General features: G+C 71.1%; 19 protein-coding genes. 11 read left to right on the top strand and 8 right to left on the bottom strand.

Annotated elements, in window-relative coordinates:
- Nucleotides 1-51: 51 nt before the first annotated feature.
- Entirely contained in the window at nucleotides 52-477 is a 426-nt protein-coding gene (locus J2W45_RS09780; protein WP_310131259.1) for a GNAT family N-acetyltransferase, read from the bottom strand.
- Between the two features lie 198 nt (nucleotides 478-675).
- Here J2W45_RS09780 and J2W45_RS09775 point away from each other — a divergent pair, with 198 nt between their 5' ends.
- The 3 genes from J2W45_RS09775 to J2W45_RS09765 all read left to right on the top strand — a co-directional run bounded on the left by J2W45_RS09775 (nucleotide 676) and on the right by J2W45_RS09765 (nucleotide 2,870).
- Nucleotides 676-1,410, top strand: coding sequence for a Type 1 glutamine amidotransferase-like domain-containing protein (locus J2W45_RS09775; protein ID WP_310131257.1), 735 nt, complete (start codon nucleotides 676-678; stop codon nucleotides 1,408-1,410).
- 73 nt (nucleotides 1,411-1,483) lie between these two features.
- Nucleotides 1,484-1,819, top strand: coding sequence for a VOC family protein (locus J2W45_RS09770; protein ID WP_310131255.1), 336 nt, complete (start codon nucleotides 1,484-1,486; stop codon nucleotides 1,817-1,819).
- A 166-nt stretch (nucleotides 1,820-1,985) separates the two neighbouring features.
- Complete coding sequence (locus J2W45_RS09765) at nucleotides 1,986-2,870, top strand: alpha/beta hydrolase fold domain-containing protein (protein WP_310131254.1); 885 nt, start codon at nucleotides 1,986-1,988, stop codon at nucleotides 2,868-2,870.
- Nucleotides 2,871-2,885: 15 nt separating this feature from the next.
- Here the strand turns inward: J2W45_RS09765 and J2W45_RS09760 are convergent, their stop codons facing one another.
- The gene (locus tag J2W45_RS09760) at nucleotides 2,886-3,101 is read right to left on the bottom strand and encodes a CsbD family protein (protein ID WP_310131253.1); all 216 of its coding nucleotides are present in this window, start codon (nucleotides 3,099-3,101) and stop codon (nucleotides 2,886-2,888) included.
- A 143-nt stretch (nucleotides 3,102-3,244) separates the two neighbouring features.
- On the bottom strand, nucleotides 3,245-3,829 hold the full coding sequence (locus J2W45_RS09755) for a hypothetical protein (RefSeq protein ID WP_310131250.1): 585 nt from the start codon (nucleotides 3,827-3,829) through the stop codon (nucleotides 3,245-3,247).
- Between the two features lie 157 nt (nucleotides 3,830-3,986).
- On the opposite strand from J2W45_RS09755, the gene J2W45_RS09750 reads away from it, so the two are divergent.
- On the top strand, nucleotides 3,987-4,514 hold the full coding sequence (locus tag J2W45_RS09750) for a hypothetical protein (RefSeq protein WP_310131248.1): 528 nt from the start codon (nucleotides 3,987-3,989) through the stop codon (nucleotides 4,512-4,514).
- Between the two features lie 21 nt (nucleotides 4,515-4,535).
- Here J2W45_RS09750 and J2W45_RS09745 read toward each other — a convergent pair whose 3' ends face one another.
- The gene (locus tag J2W45_RS09745) at nucleotides 4,536-5,132 is read right to left on the bottom strand and encodes a dihydrofolate reductase family protein (RefSeq protein WP_310131246.1); all 597 of its coding nucleotides are present in this window, start codon (nucleotides 5,130-5,132) and stop codon (nucleotides 4,536-4,538) included.
- A 163-nt stretch (nucleotides 5,133-5,295) separates the two neighbouring features.
- On the opposite strand from J2W45_RS09745, the gene J2W45_RS09740 reads away from it, so the two are divergent.
- Both J2W45_RS09740 and J2W45_RS09735 read left to right on the top strand, forming a co-directional pair.
- Nucleotides 5,296-5,475, top strand: a complete 180-nt coding sequence (locus J2W45_RS09740) for a hypothetical protein (RefSeq protein WP_310131244.1) — start codon at nucleotides 5,296-5,298, stop codon at nucleotides 5,473-5,475.
- Nucleotides 5,450-6,214, top strand: a complete 765-nt coding sequence (locus tag J2W45_RS09735) for a hypothetical protein (protein ID WP_310131241.1) — start codon at nucleotides 5,450-5,452, stop codon at nucleotides 6,212-6,214. The genes J2W45_RS09740 and J2W45_RS09735 overlap by 26 nt, the downstream gene beginning before the upstream one ends.
- 12 nt (nucleotides 6,215-6,226) lie before the next feature.
- Here the strand turns inward: J2W45_RS09735 and J2W45_RS09730 are convergent, their stop codons facing one another.
- Nucleotides 6,227-7,168 carry a LysR family transcriptional regulator gene (locus tag J2W45_RS09730; RefSeq protein WP_310131238.1) on the bottom strand — a complete coding sequence of 314 codons (942 nt, stop codon included), beginning with the start codon at nucleotides 7,166-7,168 and terminating at the stop codon, nucleotides 6,227-6,229.
- Nucleotides 7,169-7,287: 119 nt separating this feature from the next.
- Between J2W45_RS09730 and J2W45_RS09725 the strand changes: the two genes are divergently transcribed.
- The 4 genes from J2W45_RS09725 to lysA all read left to right on the top strand — a co-directional run bounded on the left by J2W45_RS09725 (nucleotide 7,288) and on the right by lysA (nucleotide 12,623).
- Nucleotides 7,288-8,832: an aminotransferase class I/II-fold pyridoxal phosphate-dependent enzyme gene (locus tag J2W45_RS09725; RefSeq protein ID WP_310131236.1), complete on the top strand. Its 1,545-nt coding sequence runs from the start codon at nucleotides 7,288-7,290 to the stop codon at nucleotides 8,830-8,832.
- 66 nt (nucleotides 8,833-8,898) lie between these two features.
- Complete coding sequence (locus J2W45_RS09720) at nucleotides 8,899-10,395, top strand: amino acid permease (RefSeq protein WP_310131233.1); 1,497 nt, start codon at nucleotides 8,899-8,901, stop codon at nucleotides 10,393-10,395.
- Nucleotides 10,392-11,294: a universal stress protein gene (locus tag J2W45_RS09715; RefSeq protein ID WP_310131230.1), complete on the top strand. Its 903-nt coding sequence runs from the start codon at nucleotides 10,392-10,394 to the stop codon at nucleotides 11,292-11,294. The genes J2W45_RS09720 and J2W45_RS09715 overlap by 4 nt, the downstream gene beginning before the upstream one ends.
- Nucleotides 11,295-11,363: 69 nt before the next feature.
- Complete coding sequence (gene lysA / locus J2W45_RS09710; protein WP_310131227.1) at nucleotides 11,364-12,623, top strand: diaminopimelate decarboxylase; 1,260 nt, start codon at nucleotides 11,364-11,366, stop codon at nucleotides 12,621-12,623.
- An 18-nt stretch (nucleotides 12,624-12,641) separates the two neighbouring features.
- Here lysA and J2W45_RS09705 read toward each other — a convergent pair whose 3' ends face one another.
- Nucleotides 12,642-14,033: an APC family permease gene (locus J2W45_RS09705; protein WP_310131225.1), complete on the bottom strand. Its 1,392-nt coding sequence runs from the start codon at nucleotides 14,031-14,033 to the stop codon at nucleotides 12,642-12,644.
- Between the two features lie 45 nt (nucleotides 14,034-14,078).
- Nucleotides 14,079-15,779 (bottom strand): amidohydrolase, encoded by a 1,701-nt coding sequence (locus J2W45_RS09700; RefSeq protein WP_310131223.1) that lies wholly within the window; start codon nucleotides 15,777-15,779, stop codon nucleotides 14,079-14,081.
- A 109-nt stretch (nucleotides 15,780-15,888) separates the two neighbouring features.
- Here J2W45_RS09700 and J2W45_RS09695 point away from each other — a divergent pair, with 109 nt between their 5' ends.
- Complete coding sequence (locus tag J2W45_RS09695; RefSeq protein WP_310131221.1) at nucleotides 15,889-16,491, top strand: TetR/AcrR family transcriptional regulator; 603 nt, start codon at nucleotides 15,889-15,891, stop codon at nucleotides 16,489-16,491.
- Nucleotides 16,492-16,501: 10 nt separating this feature from the next.
- On the opposite strand, the gene J2W45_RS09690 is transcribed toward J2W45_RS09695, so the two are convergent.
- Nucleotides 16,502-17,578: a phosphotransferase gene (locus tag J2W45_RS09690; protein ID WP_310131217.1), complete on the bottom strand. Its 1,077-nt coding sequence runs from the start codon at nucleotides 17,576-17,578 to the stop codon at nucleotides 16,502-16,504.
- Nucleotides 17,579-17,581: the final 3 nt, after the last annotated feature.

Genomic DNA, 17,581 nt, shown 5'->3' with positions numbered 1-17,581 from the left:
AGCAGCGCCTGATCGCCTCGCTGTGCCACTGCGGCACGAGCCATTCCGGGCTCACAGCGTGAGCTGGAAGTATGCGCTGTTCGGATCGTCCGTGTAGTCGGCGAAGGGGCCGCGGCGGCGGAATCCGTGCTTGGCGTAGAGCGCACGAGCGGGGGCGAAGTACTCCTGGGTGCCCGTCTCGAGATTGAGCTCGCGGATGCCCCGGGTGCGGCACTCTCCGAGGATGGCCGCCAGCAGTGCGCTCGCCACACCCCGGCTTCGCGCTGCGCCGCTCGTGCGCATGGACTTCACCTCGCCCATCGTCGCATCGTGCTGCTTCAGGGCGCCGACGCCGAGCAATCGGCCCGTCTCGCCATCACGGGCGGACCAGAAGGTGATACTCGGGTGCGTGAGCGCCTCGGGATCCAGCGCATGCACACTCTCCGCCGGCGAGGTCGCGAACATGTCGCGCAGATGCTCCTCGAGCAGCGCGAGCACGTCAGCCGCCTTCGGGTCGTCGACCGCGATAATCACGCCTTCGACACTAGTGCCGACGGGGCGCCAGCTGATCGATCATCCTCCCCGACGACTCTTGCGCCGCTCCACGATGTCGACAACCCGGTAGCCTCTTCGGATGACCTTCGATGCGTACGACACGGGCGCCGGCGGCGACGGGATCCGCGGCGATGGTGTCGCGTGAGCGTGCACCTCATCGGCGGCGGCGCGACCACGGCTGCGGACGCCTCGCTCTACGCACCGTTCGTTGCCGAAGCGGCACGGCGAGCCCGCCATACGGGCCGTTCGCGGCCGCGCGTCGCCGTGATCTCGTTGCATCCGGAGGCTGAGGAGAAGGCGGAAGCGCTCGGCGAACTCCTGCGCGAGGCCGGAACGGGATCTGCGCTCGAGGCGCACCTGACCGCGGGATTGCCTGGCGAGGCGATCGGGCCCGGCGCGATCGCCGACGTCGACGGCATCGCGGTGGGGGGTGGCGTCGTCGAGGATGTGCGTGCCGGGCTCGAGCCGGTGTTCGGTGAGCTGCGCCGGCTGGTCGCAGCCGGTGTCCCCTACCTCGGGGTCTCGGCCGGCGCGATGATCGCGGCGGGGAGTTCGCTCGGAGGCGGCTCGCGCATCGGCGGAGTGGCCGTCTCACCGGAGGATCCCGGTGATCCGGGCTATGAGCTGGAGATCGCGGCCGGCATCGGCCTCGTCGATGCAGCCATCGAGGTGCATGTCGCCCAGCGCGGCATGCTCTCCCGACTGGTCGCCGCCGTCGAATCCGGGCTGGTCGCGGGCGGGTTCGGCATCGACGAGCGCACGGCCCTGATCGTGGGGGATGGCACGCTCCGGGTGGAGGGCGAAGGCCGCGTCTGGCGGGCGCAGCGCGCCGAGGGCGGCGTGCAGGTCGGCACGATCGGCACGATCGGCACGTGAGGTGTCAGCGTCCGCGCCCCGTTCGATCTAGCTGAGCCTCGACAACGGTCACGTCCTGTCCGAGGCTTTGCTAGTGGAGTTGCAGCTGAGCATGGGCATGCTGGAAGTGCGCGACGTGGAGGCGTCCGTTCGCTTCCACCGCGCGCTGGGCCTGGTCATCGCCGACCCGCCGGCCGGGCGGCCGGTGGTCGTGCACCGCATGCCCAGTGGCGTGAGCCTTCTGCTCACCACACGGTTCGCATCCGTGTATGACCCGGCGTGGTCCCGCCCCAGCGCTGGCTACCAGCAGATGCTCGAGTTCTACGTGGGGGATGACCTGGCGGTGGAGGCCAAGTGGCGGGGACTCACCGCGGCTGGATATCCCGGTCGAGGTCGTCTGGGGTCTGCGAGCAGCGACCTACCCCGGTGAGCTCGTCCCTGGCTGCTGATCGCGGGGCCGCATACAGCCGCTTGCGGAGCTCATGCGCTGGGGCACATCGCTGCGGGGCGATAGCCGGATGCGGTCGGAGCGGTTAACGTTTGGGGCACGCCGCTTACCGCGCTCCGCGTACAGCGGTCCATCGAAAGGCTCCTCGGTGTACATCCCCGAAGCGGTCATTCCCGCGGTGCTCCGCGCCGCCCGGGTGAACCGCCCGTACCTCACCTCCGAAGGGGCGGCGCAGGAGGTTCGGAAGCAGGTCCTCAGTCCTGCTTCGCACCGTCCGCCCAAGCGGCTGCGCCCGGACGTTACCGTCTCCGTGCGTCGCGAGGGCCGAACGCCGATGTACACCGTCACTCCGACCGGATCTACGCCCGAGGGACAGGTCATCTACGTGCACGGAGGCGGGTGGGTGCACGAGATCAGTCCCTTTCATTGGACCCTGATCGCGCAGATCGCCGCCGAGGCGAACACGACGGTGACCGTCCCGATCTACGAACTGCTTCCACACGGCGACGCCACCTCGACGAACGAATTCATGGTCAGGCTGTTCGAGGAGGTGAACAACAGGGAGAACGGGGTGCGCCTGGCCGGAGACTCCGCCGGCGGCCAGATCGCCCTCGCCGCGGCGCTCACCCTCCGCGACCGCGGACACGCGCACATCCGCACCGTGCTGATCTCCCCGGTACTCGACCTGACCATGTCGAACCCGGACATCCCCCACGTGCAGCCGAACGACCCGTGGCTCGGTGTCGACGGCATCCGCGCTGTCGCGGAACAGTGGGCCGGCGACCTCCCGGTCACGGATCCGAGGGTCAGCCCGATCATGGGCGACCTCCACGGGCTGGGACCGATGCTGCTGCTCACCGGCAGCCACGACATCCTGAACCCGGACGCCCGTCTGCTGGCCTCGAAGGCGCGCGCCGCCGGCGTCGACGTGACCCTGTTGGAGCGCCGCGGCGCGGTCCACGTCTTCCCGCTCCTGCCCAGTCGCGCCGGCTCCGCAGCGCGGGACCGTATCGTCAGTGCGCTGCGCGCCTGACGGAGGCCGTGCGCCCTAGAGCGCGTCGTCGCGACGGTCGTCGTGCGACTTGTCGGCGCTGTCCTTGAGGTGCGCCTTCACGTCGGCGACCGTGTCCTTGACACTGCCCTCGGCTTGCTCCGCCTTGCCTTTCACTACGCGCGACTCGTCGTCGGTGACCTTGCCGATGACCTCGTCGACCTTGCCCTTCAGCTTGTCGCCCTTCGCGTCCACCTTGTCATCGATGCCCATGATGTCCTCCTTGTGCATCCGTGCTGCTTGGTGATTGCCGGTCACCGTACGCGGATTCGGACGAGTGGGTACCCGATGGGATCTCCAGAATTCTGGCGATCGGGTTCCAGCCGGTGAACGGCCGCGCTCTTTGCGCGCCTGACCTAGCGCCGCCCGCGGTGCGGCAGCAAAGCCCACAGCGCCGCCGCCGTGCCGAGACCGTACGCGAGGTGCGCGGTCAGGTCCTTGCCGAGCGTCTTGGCGTCGTACTCCGTAATGGGCTTGTACAGGTGCATCGGGGGCAGGATGACGTAGCTGAAGGCCCACATCCCGGCCCCGAAAAGCAGCCCGTAGCCGACGCAAGGCCTGCGGAGGGATGCCGCGAGCAGCCCGTAGCCGACGGCCGCCGAGACCGAGTAGCCCCAGTGCATGATGTTGTTCGTCTGGCGAGCGGCCGAGTCGGGGAGTTCGCGCTCGAAAAGGCCGTCCACGACGCGGCGGCCGACCTGTGCCGGTGCTGGCGCGTTGTCCCAGCCCCTGACGTCGGCCGAGAACTCCCACTCGCCGAAGGCCTCGGTGCCCTGATCCCGCCGGTAGCGCCGGTACATCACGAGGTCCATGGCAAGGGTCCCGATCACACCGGCCGCAGCGCCCCGGAACACGGCGCCCAGCGGGGTGAGCTGTCGTCGCGGCGCCGTCCGCACGCGCGTGGATGCGGCCCGCCGGCGATCGATGCCCGCCTGCTTCATGACAGGACCCCTTCCCTCGCCCGATGACGGTCGCAGCCTACGCCGGTCGCCGCCCGCGCGGAACGTCGAACGTGCCGAAGGCCGGGTCGGCGGGCGGTTCTTCCTCGGCCCACGGCCGCATGCCAGGATGGTGCTTCCGGGGGATGGGGGGACGCCGATGGTGGCGGAATCGAAGGATGCGCGGACGCGCGACGCGGAAGCGGCCGAATGGGAGACGGCACCGGTTTCCGTGCGCCTGCTCGGACGGGCGCGCACGCTCGTGCTGTGGGCGTTGGGAGCCGCGATCCTCTACTCATCGCTCCGCGCGTCCAAGGGGAGCTGCCCGGGCGGCTTCGACAGCGACGGCGGCTTCGTCGACGCGAGCGGTCAACCGACGTCGGTCGCGCCGCAGTGCGTGCAACTGGAGCTCCAGCCCGCACCGGTCGTCTACCTGGCGATCGGGCTGGCCGTGATCATCGCGCTGACCCGCGCCGCCCGCGCGGCGGACATCGACGCGGCGCTGCGCATCATGAAGCGCGCCGCCGTCGTCATAGTGGCGATCGCGGTGGTGTCGATGCTGATCGCGATCCTGTGGTTCCAGGGCATGCCGATGCCGACCACCACCAGCACGGTGGTCTACCCGTTCCCGTTCGGCGGCGGCACGATGACCGTCACGCCCATGGAGCCCGGGCCCACCTCCGGCTGAGCAAGCGTTTCGTCGAGCACCTCAGGCGTACTGCGGCCGCCCGCCGACCCGGTAGGTGAGGGACACGATGCCGGTCGGGAACACGCGGGTGTCGGTGAGCTCGAGGGCGAAGTCGAGGCCGTGCTGGGGCAGCCAGCGCTCGCCGTCGCCGACGATCACCGGGAACTGGACCAGGTTCAGCTCGTCGACCAGCTCGTTCTCGAGGAGCCATCGCGCGAGCGCCGCGCTCCCCACCACCAGCAGTTCGCCGCCGGCCTGGGCCTTCAGCTCGCGGACGCGGACCGCGACATCCCCCGAGAGGACGGTCGTGCCCTGCCAGGTCGGCCCGTCCAGCGTGTTGGAGACCACGTACTTCTGCCGCGAGCTGATCGCCTCGCCGAAACCGCCGTCGTCGCTGCGGGCGCCCCAGTAGGTCTCGAAGAGACCGTAGGTCTTGCGTCCGAGCAGGAAGGCGTCCGGGCGCCGCCACGTGTCGAGGATGTACTGGACCGCTTCGCCGTCGTTGAGCGGAAGGGCCCAGCCGCCACGCGTGAACCCGGGGTCCATCTCCTCGTTGTTGCCGCCGTTCGCCTGGGCGACGCCGTCGAGGGTGACCTGGAGACTGATGGTGAGCTTCATGATGTGTTCCTCTCTCTCACCCCCTTCTACGAACGGCTCACGTCGATTTCGACAGCACCGACGCACGGAATAAATGAGTATTCGTCAGATAACACTTCTCGGGCGGCCCCCGCAGTCCTAGCCTGCTCGTAGGGCGGCATACCGCCGCCGACGGAGGTGCGAGATGTCGAACGACGGTGGCAAGCAGAGTCGCGACGCGGCGGCCGGTTTCGGCGACGCGACCGAAAGGGGCTTCGGCGCGATCGGGGACGCCCTCGACGCCCTGAACGGGAAGAAGGGCGCCGCCGACCCGCGCGACGACGACGATGGCGGCGGCGATGTCAACATCACGGTCAACCGGTGAGCGCGCGACCGCGGTCGTCGCGGTAGGGGTGGCGATCGCACTCCTCGTGACCGGGTGCGGTGGCGGCTCGAGGCTGAGCCTCCTGGCGAGGGGCGCTTCGGAAGCGTCGAGCGAGCTGCGGCCGCTCAGCGAGGACCTCCTGCACGCGGCGCAGAAGGGCGCCGTGAAGACGCCGAGTGCGCTCGAGGATGCGGCCGCCGGCATCCCCGCCTCCGGCCTCTCCGACGCCGAGCGCGCCGCAGCGGCACGGGTGGAGCGGTGGCTGAAGGTCATCGCGTTCTGGAACGGCGCGGTGAAGTGGTCCACGGGCTGGGAGACCGGGCTGGGCGACGAAGCCACCGGGCTGGTCGGCGCCGCCCTGATCGCCGACGCGAAACCGGCGTTCCGGCAGCAGGTGGACGATCTGACGGAGCGACTCCTCCGCAACCTCACGTGCCAGACAGCGAGGAAGTACATCGACGCTGCGGCGCAGGAGGCGGAGGGGGAGTCCGGACTGCTCTACGACCCGGCCGTCCCCTCGGACCGGCCGGCCATCGAGGACTTCGCCCGCGGCGTGCTCTACGCCGACTGGGACGATCAGGGCGTGGAGGCGGCCATCGACCTGGCAGCCCTGACCGTCTCCATCGTCGGCACGGTCCAGACATGGGAGAAGACCCTGCGCAGCATCATCGACTCGCCCGACGGCACCATCCGGCAGGCGAACATCTTCTACCTGCGCAGCTGTGTGGCGAAAGTGTGACCGGCGGGCGGCTCACCCCTCCGCCCGCGACTCCGATCGCACCGCCGCGAACCCGTCCCGGATCGCGGCGACCAGTTGGCGCACGGCCGCTGAGGGGCGGCGGGATGCGTCGTCCGCGGGCGTCGCCACGAGGATGGAGCGGACGAACGACGGGTCGTTGATCGGCCGCAGGACGATCCCGGGATGCGCGGCCGTGGTGGCGAGGCTCGGGATGAGGCCGACGACCATCCGCGCGGCGGTCATGCCGAGGAGCACCTGGAACTCGTCCGTCCGGATGGCGACGTCGAGGGCGTGACCTTCCGCCGCGAACGCGTCGACGACGATGCGGTCCATCGGGTCGTCCGCGGTCGTCGCGAAGACCCAGCGCTCGTCGCGCAGCGACAGGAGCGCCGGCAGGTCGACGGGCGCCGGTGACGCGAGCCGGTGGCCCACCGGCAGGGCGAGCATCAGCGGATCGCGGTGCACCTCGGTCGTCACCACGTTCGGGCGGAACGGCAGCTCGTAGCCGGGCACGGTGTAGACGAGCGCGGCGTCCAGCGCCCCGCGGTTGATCTGGTCGACGAGCGCCGGGACCTCCTCGAGGAGCGCGTCGATCTCGATGCCCAGGTCGGCGATGCGGGAGGCGACGAACGGGAGGATGCTCGCCGCCGCGGTCGCGAACGTCCCGAACCGGAGCCGCACCCGGCCCAGCTGGCTGAACTCGCGCGCATCCCGGATCGCCCGCTCGCTCAGGGTGAGGATCTCCTGCGCCCGTTCGAGGAGGAGCACGCCGACGGGTGTGAGCCTGCTGCCCCGGGGGGAGCGCGCGAGCACGGGCGAGCCGACCAGCCGCTCCAGGTTCTTCAGGTGATAGTCCACCGTGGGCTGGCCCCACCCGAGCCGGCGCGCGGCGGCGGTCACGGAACCTTCCGCGTGGACGGCCCTGAGTGCCTCGAACTGCCGCAGATCGGCCATGGCTGCCCCGTCCCTATGTCGGCGATGCACCCGACGGATGCTGAGTCACATACAGTGTATGTGGGCCGGGCGAAGTTCCGGGTATTCCGGCCGGGCATCCCGACCCTCACCATGGAGAAATGGCCCCCACTCGCTCCACCGCGGTCGACGGCGCACGTCCGCTCCCTGCTGCAGACCTCCGGCAATGGGAGACGCCGTACGCCGACGCTCTCGACCGTCACGCCGCACGCGAGCCGCTCGCACTGATGGTGCCGGGGCACGGAGGCGACGAGCTGGGGCTCAGCGCGCGGCTCGCCGAATACTTCGGGACGCGTCCGTTGCAGCTCGACGTGCCGATGCTGATCGACGACATCGACCTCGGCGAGGACTCGCCGCTCAGCCGATCCCTCGACCTCGCGGCGGAGGCGTGGGGCGCGCGGCGCACGTGGTTCCTCACCGGCGGCGCGTCCCAGGCCAACCGGGTCGCCGCTCTGGCGGTGCGGGGACTCGGCGAGAACATCCTGACGCAGCGCAGCGCGCACTCCAGCTTCAGCGACGGCATCCTCTCCGCGGGGCTGGTGCCCTCCTTCGTCCTCCCCTCCATCGACACCGTCCACGGCGTGGCGCACGGCGTCTCGCCCGCCGCCCTCGACGACGCGCTCGCCGCGGCGGCGGCCGGCGGACGCCCGGCCGACGCCGTCTACATCGTCTCGCCGAGCTACTTCGGCGCCGTCGCCGACGTCGCGGGCCTCGCGCGCGTCGCCCACGCCCACGGCGCGCCGCTGATCGTCGACGGCGCGTGGGGACCGCACCTCGGATTCCACCCCGACCTCCCGGAGTCGCCGGCCCGGCTCGGCGCGGACCTCGTGGTCTCCAGCACCCACAAGCTGGGAGGCTCGCTCACCCAGTCGGCCATGCTGCATCTCGGCCATGGCGCGTTCGCGGACGCCCTGGAACCGCTCATCGAACGCGCCGTCTCGATCACCGCCTCCACCTCGACGTCCTCGCTGCTGCAGGCATCGCTGGACATCGCCCGGCACTCCCTCGCGACCGGCGGCGAGCTGATCGGCCGGTCGATCGCCGTGGCCGACGCGTTCCGGGATGCGCTGCGCGACGACCCGCGGTTCGGCGTGCTCAGCGACGGGTTCGGCGCGTTCGACGACATCGTCGCGGTCGATCCGCTGCGTGTCGCGATCGACGTGTCGGGCACCGGGGTCAGCGGCCACTGGCTGCGTCAGCGCCTTCTCGACGCCGACGGGATCTTCTTCGAGATGTCGACCGCGACCTCCCTCGTCGCGCTCATCGGCGCGGGCAAGACGCCGGACCTCGTCCGGGCGCACCGGGCGCTCGTGGCGGCCGTCGACTCCGAGGAGGCGCGGGCCGAGCGGTCGCAGGCGGCCGTCCACGGGTTCCCCGCCCTGCCCGAAGCCGGCACGCTGCGGATGTCGCCCCGCGACGCCTTCTTCGCCGAGACCGAGCTCGTGCCCGCGGCCGAGGCCGTCGGCCGCGTGTCGGCCGACACCCTCGCGGCCTATCCGCCGGGCATCCCGAACCTCATCCCCGGCGAGGAGATCACGGCGCAGACCGTCGCCTTCCTCCAGGCGGTCGCCGCCTCCCCGTCCGGGTACGTGCGCGGGGCGGCCGACAATGGAGTGGAGCGGTTCCGGGTGACACGCCAGGACTGACCCGCCAGGACTGACCCGCCGGCCGACAGCGACCCCGACCCCCGAAACCAATCAAAGGAGACTGGTATGCCCACCATCGCCCAGCAGTTGCTGCGCAGGAAGCCGACGACGCCCCCGGGCGTCGGCGACGTGCACCTGAAGCGCAGCATCGGCCTGTTCTCGCTCACCATGATCGGCGTGGGAGGGACGCTCGGCACCGGGATCTTCTTCATCCTGTCCCAGGCCGTCCCCGTCGCGGGACCGGCGGTGATCTGGTCGTTCGTCATCGGCGGCATCGTCGCCGGGCTCACCGCGCTCTGCTACGCCGAGATGGCGGGGGCCGTCCCGGCGTCGGGTTCCACCTACTCGTACGCCTACGCGACGCTCGGCGAGGGTACGGCGATGGCGGTCGGCGCCTGCCTGCTGCTGGAGTACGGCGTCTCGACGGCGGCGGTCGCGGTCGGATGGTCGCAGTACGTGAACCAGCTGCTCCAGAACCTTTTCGGCTGGCAGCTCCCGGTGCAGCTCTCGCAGGCGCCCGAGCAGGGCGGCATCGTCAACATCCCCGCGGTGGTCGTCATCGTGCTGTGCTCGCTGCTGCTCCTGCGCGGGGCGCGCGAGTCGACCACGGTCAACAGCATCATGGTCGTCATCAAGGTCGCCGTCGTGCTGTTCTTCTGCGCCGTCGCTTTCACCGGATGGAACGCCGACCACTTCCACAACTTCGCTCCGGCCGGGTTCGCGGGCATCGTCGGCGGCGCCGGGATCATCTTCTTCTCGTTCGTCGGACTCGACGCCGTGTCGACAGCCGGGGAGGAGGCCAAGAACGCCAAGCGGAACCTGCCGCTCGCGATCATCTTCGCCCTCGTGATCATCGTCGTGCTCTACGTGCTCACCTGCCTCGCGGCGCTGGGCGCGCAGGCTCCGGAGAAGTTCGAGAACCAGGATGCGGGCCTCGCCGCCATCCTGCAGAACATCATCGGCTCGGCGTGGCCGGGGACCATCGTGGCGATCGGCGCGATCATCTCGATCTTCTCGGTGACGCTGGTCGTGCTGTACGGGCAGACGCGCATCCTCTTCGCCATGTCGCGCGACGGGATGATCCCGCCGGTGTTCGCCAAGGTGAACCCGCGCTCCATGACGCCGGTGCAGAACACGGTCATCGTCATGATCGCCACGAGCATCCTCGCCGCCGTCATCCCGATCGACTTCCTCGCCGAGATGACGAGCATCGGGACGCTGGTGGCCTTCCTCGTCGTGTCGCTCGGCGTCATCATCCTCCGCGTTCGCGAGCCGGAGCTGGAGCGCGGCTTCCGCCTTCCGCTCGGCTGGACCATCCCCATCCTGTCGATCGCGGGCTGCATCGCGATCATCACGCAGCTGAGGCTCATCACGATCATCGTGTTCCTGATCTGGACGGCGGCGTTCCTGGCCTTCTACTGGTTCTACGGGCGCACCCACTCCAAGCTCCAGGTCGGGCAGCCGGCGGTGGATGCGGAGGTGCCGTACACGAGCAACTTCGCGCAGCCGAGCAAGAGCGAGATCCGCGAGGCCGCCGCACGCCGCCGGGCGGGACGGAAATGAGCATCGTCGTCGGGGTGGACCCCGCGCACCGTTCGGCCTCGGCGCTGCACCTGGCCGCCCTGCTCGCCCGATCCTCCGGCACCGAACTGGTCGTCGCCGCGATCGTCCCGCCCGGGTGGCCGACGACGGCGGGGAGCGCAGACGCGGAGTGGCGCAGCTACACCACAGACACGGCGGAGGGCGCGCTCGACCACGCGGCAGCCGTGCTCGGCAGTTCCGTCGCCGCGGAGTACCTCCGGTACGAGGCGCCCTCGGCCCGGCGCGGCCTGATCGGGCTCGCGGAGGAGCGGGATGCGGCGCTGATCGTCGTCGGCTCGGCGGCGGAGGCGCAGCCGGGACGCATCGCCCTCGGCGCGGAGAGCGACACGCTCCTCCACGCCTCGCCGGTGCCCGTGGCGATCGCGCCGCGGGGATACCGCACGGAGGAGGGCTCGCGCGTCAGCCGCGTGACCGCCGCCTACCGGGGCACCGGGGCGTCGGCCGGTCTCGTGCTCGGCGCGGCCGAGGTGTCGGCGACGCTGGGCGCCGAGCTGCGCATCGCATCCTTCGCCGTCGTGCCGCCCGATTCCGGGACCTCCGGCGCCGGGCTCGACGCCGAGGAAGCCATCGCGGACACCTGGGCCGCCGACATCGAGAAGCACGCCGCGTCGCTGGTGCGTCGCGTGGCGCAGCTGGAGGACGCCCCCACCATCTCGGGCGTCGCCATCGGCCGCGGCGAGACCTGGGAGTCGGCTCTGGCGGCCGTCGAGTGGAGACCGGACGAGGTGCTCGTCGTCGGTTCGAGCACTCTCGGCCCAATCGCGCGCGTGTTCCTCGGCTCGCACGCCACCAAGATCGTCCGCCACTCGCCCGTGCCGGTCGTCGTCGTCCCGCACGGCGTCACCGTCCGCGAGCGGTAATGCCCGATCGCGGCACCGGCGCACCAGAACCAGGCATCGCCTGACCCGACACGAACAGAAGGACCCCGCATGGCGCATCCCATCCTCGACCTCTTCCCGGCTGGGGCGGCCGTCGACCCCGACGGCACCCTGGTGGTCGCCGGCTGCCGTGTCGACGACCTCGCGCGAGACTTCGGGACGCCGGCGATCGTCGTCGACGAGGGCTCCCTCCGGGCGCGGGCGCGGGAGTACCGCACCGCTCTCACCGATCGCTGGCCGAACGCACGCGTGGTGTTCGCGTCGAAGGCGTTCCCGGCGACCGCCGTGCAGCGGGTGATGGTGGAGGAGGGGCTCGGGCTGGATGTCGCGGGCGGCGGCGAGCTGCTCAGCGCGCTGCGCGCGGGCGTCGACCCGGCGCTCGTGGTGATGCACGGCAATGCCAAGACGACCGAGGAGCTGCGGATCGCGGTGGAGGCGGGGATCGGCCTCGTCGTCGTGGACAACGCGGACGACGTCGACCGGTTGGAGCAGCTGGTCCCGGCCGGGAGCAGGCAGGGCGTACTCGTCCGCGTCATCCCGGGGGTGGCGTCGTCCACGCACCCGCACGTGCAGACCGGGCAGGTGGGGTCGAAGTTCGGGCTGACCGCCGCCGCTGCGCGCATCCTGATCACCCGGATCGAGGCCAGCCCGGTTCTCGACATGCGCGGCGTGCACGCGCACGTCGGGTCGCAGATCATGGACCCGGCAGAGCTCGCCGCGGCCGTCGCACCGCTCGCGGCGCTCGGCACGTTCCCGGTCTACGACCTGGGCGGCGGCCTCGGCGCCCGGTACACATACGACGACCGGCCCGCGTCCGTGGACGAGTACGTGGATGCCCTGCTCGCGGCGGCGCGGGAGCACCTGCCCGCCGAGGCCGAGCTCATCATCGAGCCCGGCCGGAGCATGGTGAACGGCTCCGCGTTCACCCTCTACACGGTCACGACCGTGAAGCGGGACGCCCGCAACTTCGTCGCCGTCGACGGCGGCATGGGCGACAACCTCGAGGCGGCGATGTACGACCAGCGCTATGAGGCCGTGCTCGCCGGCCGGATGCACGACGAGGATTCCGAGGACGTCGTGGTGGTCGGGCGGCACTGCGAGTCGGGCGACGTTCTCGTCGATCCGCTGCGCCTGCCCGCGGCGCGCGTCGGGGACCTGCTCGCCGTTCCCGCGACCGGTGCGTACACGCACACCATGGCGAACAACTACAACGGCTACCGGCGCCCACCCGTCGTGTTCGTGCGTGACGGCGAGGCGAGGGCCGTCATCCGGCGCGAGACCTGGGGCGACCTCTTCGCCCGCGACCTGTGAGCCGGGTCGGGGCGTCGGTCAGAGCTCGTCGGCCGGACCGCTGAGCGCGGGAGGCGCCTCCCGGAAGAACCGCGTGCGCCACAAAAGGTAGCCGGCGCCGATCGCCACCCAGACCGCGCCGACGATCATCGCACTCGGCTCCAGGCTGAACCACAGCGCGACGTTGATCGCGACGCCGAGCGCGGGCAGCACGACGAAGCCGATCGTCTTCCGCCAGCCGCGCGCCTCGACGAACCGCACGTAGGTGAAGATCACCGAGAGGTTCACGAAGATGAACGCGACGAAGGCGCCGAAGTTGATCAGGGATGCGGCGCGGCTGAGGTCGAGGAACAGCGCCGAGCAGCCCAGCGCGGCGATCAGCAGCACGTTGCCCGCCGGTACGCCGGCGCGGTTCAGCCGGCCGAAGAAGCGCTGCGGAAGTGCTCCGTCGCGCCCCATCGCGTAGAGGAGGCGCGCCGCGCTGAGCTGCTGCGTGATGCCGCAGCCGAGCACCGCGACCATGTAGCCGCCGATGAACAGGGCCTGGAAGGCGGCCCCGCCGATGTACTTCGCGATCTCCGGTGAGGCGCCGACGATGTTGCCGACGGCCGAGACGTCCGGGAAGAGGACCTGCATGACGTAGGTGACGCTGACGAAGAACAGCCCGGCGACGCCGACGATGATGAGGATCGCGCGCGGGATGTCGCGGCGCGGGTGCTCCGCCTCCTCGGCGAGCGTGCTGACGGCGTCGAAGCCGAGAAACGACAGCGCGAGGATGGCCGCACCCGACGCGATGGCGCCCGCGTCGATCCCGGGCGCGAAGAACGGCGCGACCGAGAAGGCGGACCCGTTGGCGCCCTCCGCGATGTTCTTGATCGTGAGCGCCACGAACGCGACCGCGACGACCACCTGGATGACGACCAGGATGACGTTCACCTTGGCCGCGATGCGGACGCCGGTGAGGTTGAGCGCCGTGCAGACGACGATGGTGGACAGGATCCACACCCACGACGGCACGTCCGGGAAGGCTGCCGTCATGTAGATCGCCGACAGCAGGGCGTTGATCATCGGCAGCAGGAGGTAGTCGAGCGTGGCCGCCCATCCCACGAGGAAGCCGAGGTGCGGGTTGATCGCCTCCCGCGTGTACGTGTACGCCGAGCCGGCGCGCGGGTAGAACCGCACCATCTTGGCGTAACTGAGCGCCGTGATGAGCACGGCCACGAGCACGAGGAGATACGACAGCGGAACATGGCCGTTGGTGATGTCGGCGACGATGCCGAAGGTGTCGAACACCGCGAGCGGCGCCATGTAGGCGAGCCCCAGGAAGACGATGTGGCGCAGCGTGAGACTGCGGCGGAGGCCGGTGGCCTGCAGGTCTTCGGGCGTCTCGGCGGAGCGGGCGGGGGCGATGGAGGGGTCGAGCTCGGACATGCGGGTGGGTCCTTTCGCGACGGTGGGAGAGGGAGGCGCGGCCGGTCAGTGGGCTGCAGCGGCGGAGTGGGCGAGTGCGCCGTGCTGTTCGGGCAGGGGCGCGTCGCGTTCGGCGTCGTGGACGATCGCACCGCCGACGACGGTGAGCTCGGCGCGCTGCTCGAGCAGCGCCGCCGGGTCGGATTCGTGCTCGTAGAGGTCGGCCGACCACGCGACCAGGTCGGCCCGCGCGCCGACACGGAGGACGCCGAGGTCGTCCTCCGCGTGCCACGCCCAGGCGCCCTCGCGCGTGTAGCCGCGCAGGGCGTCGTCGAGCCCGATGCGCTCGTCGGGGGTCCAGGCGTCGCTGCCGTCGAGGCCGGCGCGCGTGAGCGCCGAGTACAGGCCGACGAGCGGATCCATCTCGCCGACCTGCCAGTCACTGGACAGCGCGACGTGGGCGCCGGAGGCCATGAGCGACCGGATGCGCCAGGCGCGGTCCCAGCGCTGCTCGCCGATGTTGTCCATCCACGTGCCGGCGACGAGGTCGGGGGAGCAGTGCCGCGGCTGCATCGCGGCCGTGACGCCGAGGGAGCCGAATCGCGGCAGATCGGCCGGGTCGAGGCACTCGACGTGCACGATCCCGTGCCGCCGGTCGCGGGTGCCGTTGGTGCGCGCCGCCGCCTCGATCGCGTCGAGGGCGAGGCGGATGCCGCCGTCTCCCGTCGCGTGCGTGTGGGTCTGGAAGCCGAGCCGGTCGAGCTCCGTGACGATGCGGGTCAGCTCGCCGACCGGCGCGGACGGATGCCCGCGGTGGCCGGGCCGGTTGGCGTAGTCGTCGAGCATCCACGCGGTGTGCGGCTCGATCACGTCGTCCGCGTACAGCTTCACCGGGCCGAAGCGCAGCAGGTCGCTGGTGGTGGCGCCGTCGACGGCGTCCCGGAGGTCGCGGCGGAAGGCGCCGTCCGCGTCGATCGGGTGGAAGAGCGCCGCGATGACCCGCGACGACAGCAGGCCCGCATCCCTCGCACGGTCGAGCAGGCCGATCTCGGCGAGCGGCACCTGAGGCTCGACGACCGTGGTGATTCCGCTGGCGGTCGCGAGCGCCAGGCTCCCGAGCAGCTTCCGGTAGCGGCGCTCGGGCGAGTACATCGGGATGTCGCGCTGCAGGCCGGCGAGTCCGGCCCGGGTCATCGCGCTGGTGTAGAAGTCGGTGACCCAGCCGGTCGGCTCGCCGCGCTCGTCCCGCTCGGGGCGGCCCCAGGGGATGTCGCCACCGGCCGCGATCCCGAGCGCGCGGAGCGCGGCGTCATTGAGCCAGACGGAGTGCTGGTCGTAGGTGGTCACGAAGATGGGGCGGTCGCTGAGGCCCGCGAGGTCGGCCGCGTTGGGACGGCGGCCGGGCACGATCGAGTACACCGCGTTCTCGGCGCAGATCCAGTCGAGGTCGGGGCGGCGCTCGGCGAGGTCGTGGATGCGGCGCCGCACCTCGTCCAGCGTCTCTGCGCCTTCCAGGCTGACCGCGTCGGGGTCGAAGCCGAGCAGCAGGTGGTTGTGGCTGTCGATGATCCCAGGGGTGACGAGCGCCCCGGTGAGGTCGCGTGTCTCGCGTGCAGCGGGCGCGTCGGCCGCGGATCCGACGTAGGTGATGCGGCCGTCCGTCACACCGACCGCCTCGGCCCACGGCCGCGCGTCGTCGAACGTGCGGACGCGGGCTCCGGTGAGGAGGAGATCGGTGGTCTGCGGTGCGGTCACGGTGGTTCCCATCGACGGTGATGAATTCTTTGACACAAGCGTCAAAGAATTCCTGAAGTGTGGCACGGGCCGTCGAGGGGTGTCAAGCGTGCGGCGCTGCGGACGCCGGTAGGGTCGAGGCATGGCCCGACCCCGCAAGCAGGAGGAGCGGCGCGCCGACCTCATCGAGGCCGCCCTCAGCGCTGTGGGCGAGCGCGGGCTCCGGTCCCTCTCGCTCGCCGATGTCGCCGCGAAGGCCGGCCTGACGCGCGGCGCGATCCTGTACTACTACGACGACCTCGACCAGCTGCTGGTGGAGGCGCACCGCGCCGGTCTCGAGCGCTTCTGCGACCACCGGGACGCTGTTGTCGCCGCGATCCCGGAGCCGCAGCTCCAGCTGGCCGCCGCCATCCGCGAGGGCCTCCCGAGCGGACCCGACGACGCGCTCATGCGCCTGCTGTACGAGTTCGACGTGCTGGCGGGCACCTCGACGCTGCACGACGAGCTGGTCGAGCAGATGTACCGGCGCCAGCTCGCCACCTACACGGGCATCCTCGAACGCGGGATGGCGGCGGGGGTCTTCGCGCCCGTTCTCCCGGTCGAGACGCTGGCCATGAACCTGGTCGCTCTGGAGGACGCCTACGGCCTCCACATCGTCGCGGGCAACTCGCTCATCACCGTGGCGAGCGCGGAGACCGCGATGCGCGCCGCGGCCGACGGGCTCGGCGCCTCGACGGCGCTCTGAGTCGGTCCGGTCAGCCGAGCGTGCGGTCCGCCGAGGCGAGGAGCACGCCGACGAGCTCGATCAGTTCCTCCCGGGCCGTCTCCGGCGGCTCGTCCGGCAGGCTGCCCCGGCGGGGCGGATCGCCCGACTCGAGGCCGGCGATCACGTCCACGGCGAGCTTCCAGCGCAGGGCGATCGCCGCATCCACCCCTCGCCGGATCTCAGCGGGGGAGACGGCGGGGACCTGCTCGCGGAAGCCGTCGACGTAGGCCTGGATCGCTTCGTCGAGCACGGACGTGATCACGTGAACCGATGCGTCGCCCCGGCGCGGAGAGAACAGCAGCGAGGCGAGATCGGCGCCCACCGTGCCCGGCCCGACGGACTCCCAGTCGATGAGCACGGTCGCGGAGGCGGTGCGGAACACGTTCGCGCCGACGGCGTCGTGGTGGCACAGGGTGTGCGGAAGGGACTCGAGCACCGCGCGCACCCGCGACTGCGCGAGGATCAGCCGCTCGATGTCGGAGAGCCGGTCCCCGAACCGGGCGACGGCTTCGGGATGCGCGCGCCGCACGGTGGCGAGTCCGCGCTCGACCGCCTCCGGTTGGCCGTGCCGGTCGATCCATCCCCGGAACAACCAGGGCTCGTCGGCCGGGTGACCGTGCCAGTGGCCGTTCATGCTGCCGAGGTCACGTGCGGCGGTGAGGACCGCCTCCGCATCCAACGGTCGGGGGCCTTCGTGCCGCACATCCTCGATCCAGAGTGTGATCGCGCCGTCGGCCTCGAGCAGTGTGCCGGAGGCGCTGGGGGCGTGGATGTGATCGGGCATGTCGTCGAAGAGGCCCGAGCGATAGGCGTCCAGCTCGCGGACACCGTTGCCGTACAGGTACGGCGCGGCGAGGTGCGGACCCTCGGTGCGCTTCTCGATCAGCGACCATGTCCGGCGCTCGCCGTCGACGACCGCTTCGCCGTCGAGGCGGCTCAGCTCGCGGTGCGCGAAGAAGGCGTCGTAGTCGAGCGGGGTCTCCCGGATCGGGCCCAGCGCGACCACGTCGCCCCCGAGCATCGCGACAACGGCGGCCTCCCGGCTGTCTGGCTGTGCGCGACCCATCCC

The organism is Leifsonia shinshuensis, assembly GCF_031456835.1.
Lineage (GTDB): Bacteria > Actinomycetota > Actinomycetes > Actinomycetales > Microbacteriaceae > Leifsonia > Leifsonia shinshuensis_C.
This window is presented reverse-complemented; position numbering and strand designations above follow the sequence as displayed.

Excerpts from the sequence above, each read along its gene's own strand:
- J2W45_RS09760 (WP_310131253.1), bottom strand. The coding sequence starts at position 3,101 with ATGGGCATCGATGACAAGGTGGACGCGAAGGGCGACAAGCTGAAGGGC.
- J2W45_RS09755 (WP_310131250.1), bottom strand. The coding sequence starts at position 3,829 with ATGAAGCAGGCGGGCATCGATCGCCGGCGGGCCGCATCCACGCGCGTG.
- J2W45_RS09750 (WP_310131248.1), top strand. The coding sequence starts at position 3,987 with ATGGTGGCGGAATCGAAGGATGCGCGGACGCGCGACGCGGAAGCGGCC.
- J2W45_RS09745 (WP_310131246.1), bottom strand. The coding sequence starts at position 5,132 with ATGAAGCTCACCATCAGTCTCCAGGTCACCCTCGACGGCGTCGCCCAG.
- J2W45_RS09740 (WP_310131244.1), top strand. The coding sequence starts at position 5,296 with ATGTCGAACGACGGTGGCAAGCAGAGTCGCGACGCGGCGGCCGGTTTC.
- J2W45_RS09735 (WP_310131241.1), top strand. The coding sequence starts at position 5,450 with ATGTCAACATCACGGTCAACCGGTGAGCGCGCGACCGCGGTCGTCGCG.
- J2W45_RS09730 (WP_310131238.1), bottom strand. The coding sequence starts at position 7,168 with ATGGCCGATCTGCGGCAGTTCGAGGCACTCAGGGCCGTCCACGCGGAA.
- J2W45_RS09725 (WP_310131236.1), top strand. The coding sequence starts at position 7,288 with ATGGCCCCCACTCGCTCCACCGCGGTCGACGGCGCACGTCCGCTCCCT.
- J2W45_RS09720 (WP_310131233.1), top strand. The coding sequence starts at position 8,899 with ATGCCCACCATCGCCCAGCAGTTGCTGCGCAGGAAGCCGACGACGCCC.
- J2W45_RS09715 (WP_310131230.1), top strand. The coding sequence starts at position 10,392 with ATGAGCATCGTCGTCGGGGTGGACCCCGCGCACCGTTCGGCCTCGGCG.
- lysA (WP_310131227.1), top strand. The coding sequence starts at position 11,364 with ATGGCGCATCCCATCCTCGACCTCTTCCCGGCTGGGGCGGCCGTCGAC.
- J2W45_RS09705 (WP_310131225.1), bottom strand. The coding sequence starts at position 14,033 with ATGTCCGAGCTCGACCCCTCCATCGCCCCCGCCCGCTCCGCCGAGACG.
- J2W45_RS09700 (WP_310131223.1), bottom strand. The coding sequence starts at position 15,779 with ATGGGAACCACCGTGACCGCACCGCAGACCACCGATCTCCTCCTCACC.
- J2W45_RS09695 (WP_310131221.1), top strand. The coding sequence starts at position 15,889 with ATGGCCCGACCCCGCAAGCAGGAGGAGCGGCGCGCCGACCTCATCGAG.
- J2W45_RS09690 (WP_310131217.1), bottom strand. The coding sequence starts at position 17,578 with ATGGGTCGCGCACAGCCAGACAGCCGGGAGGCCGCCGTTGTCGCGATG.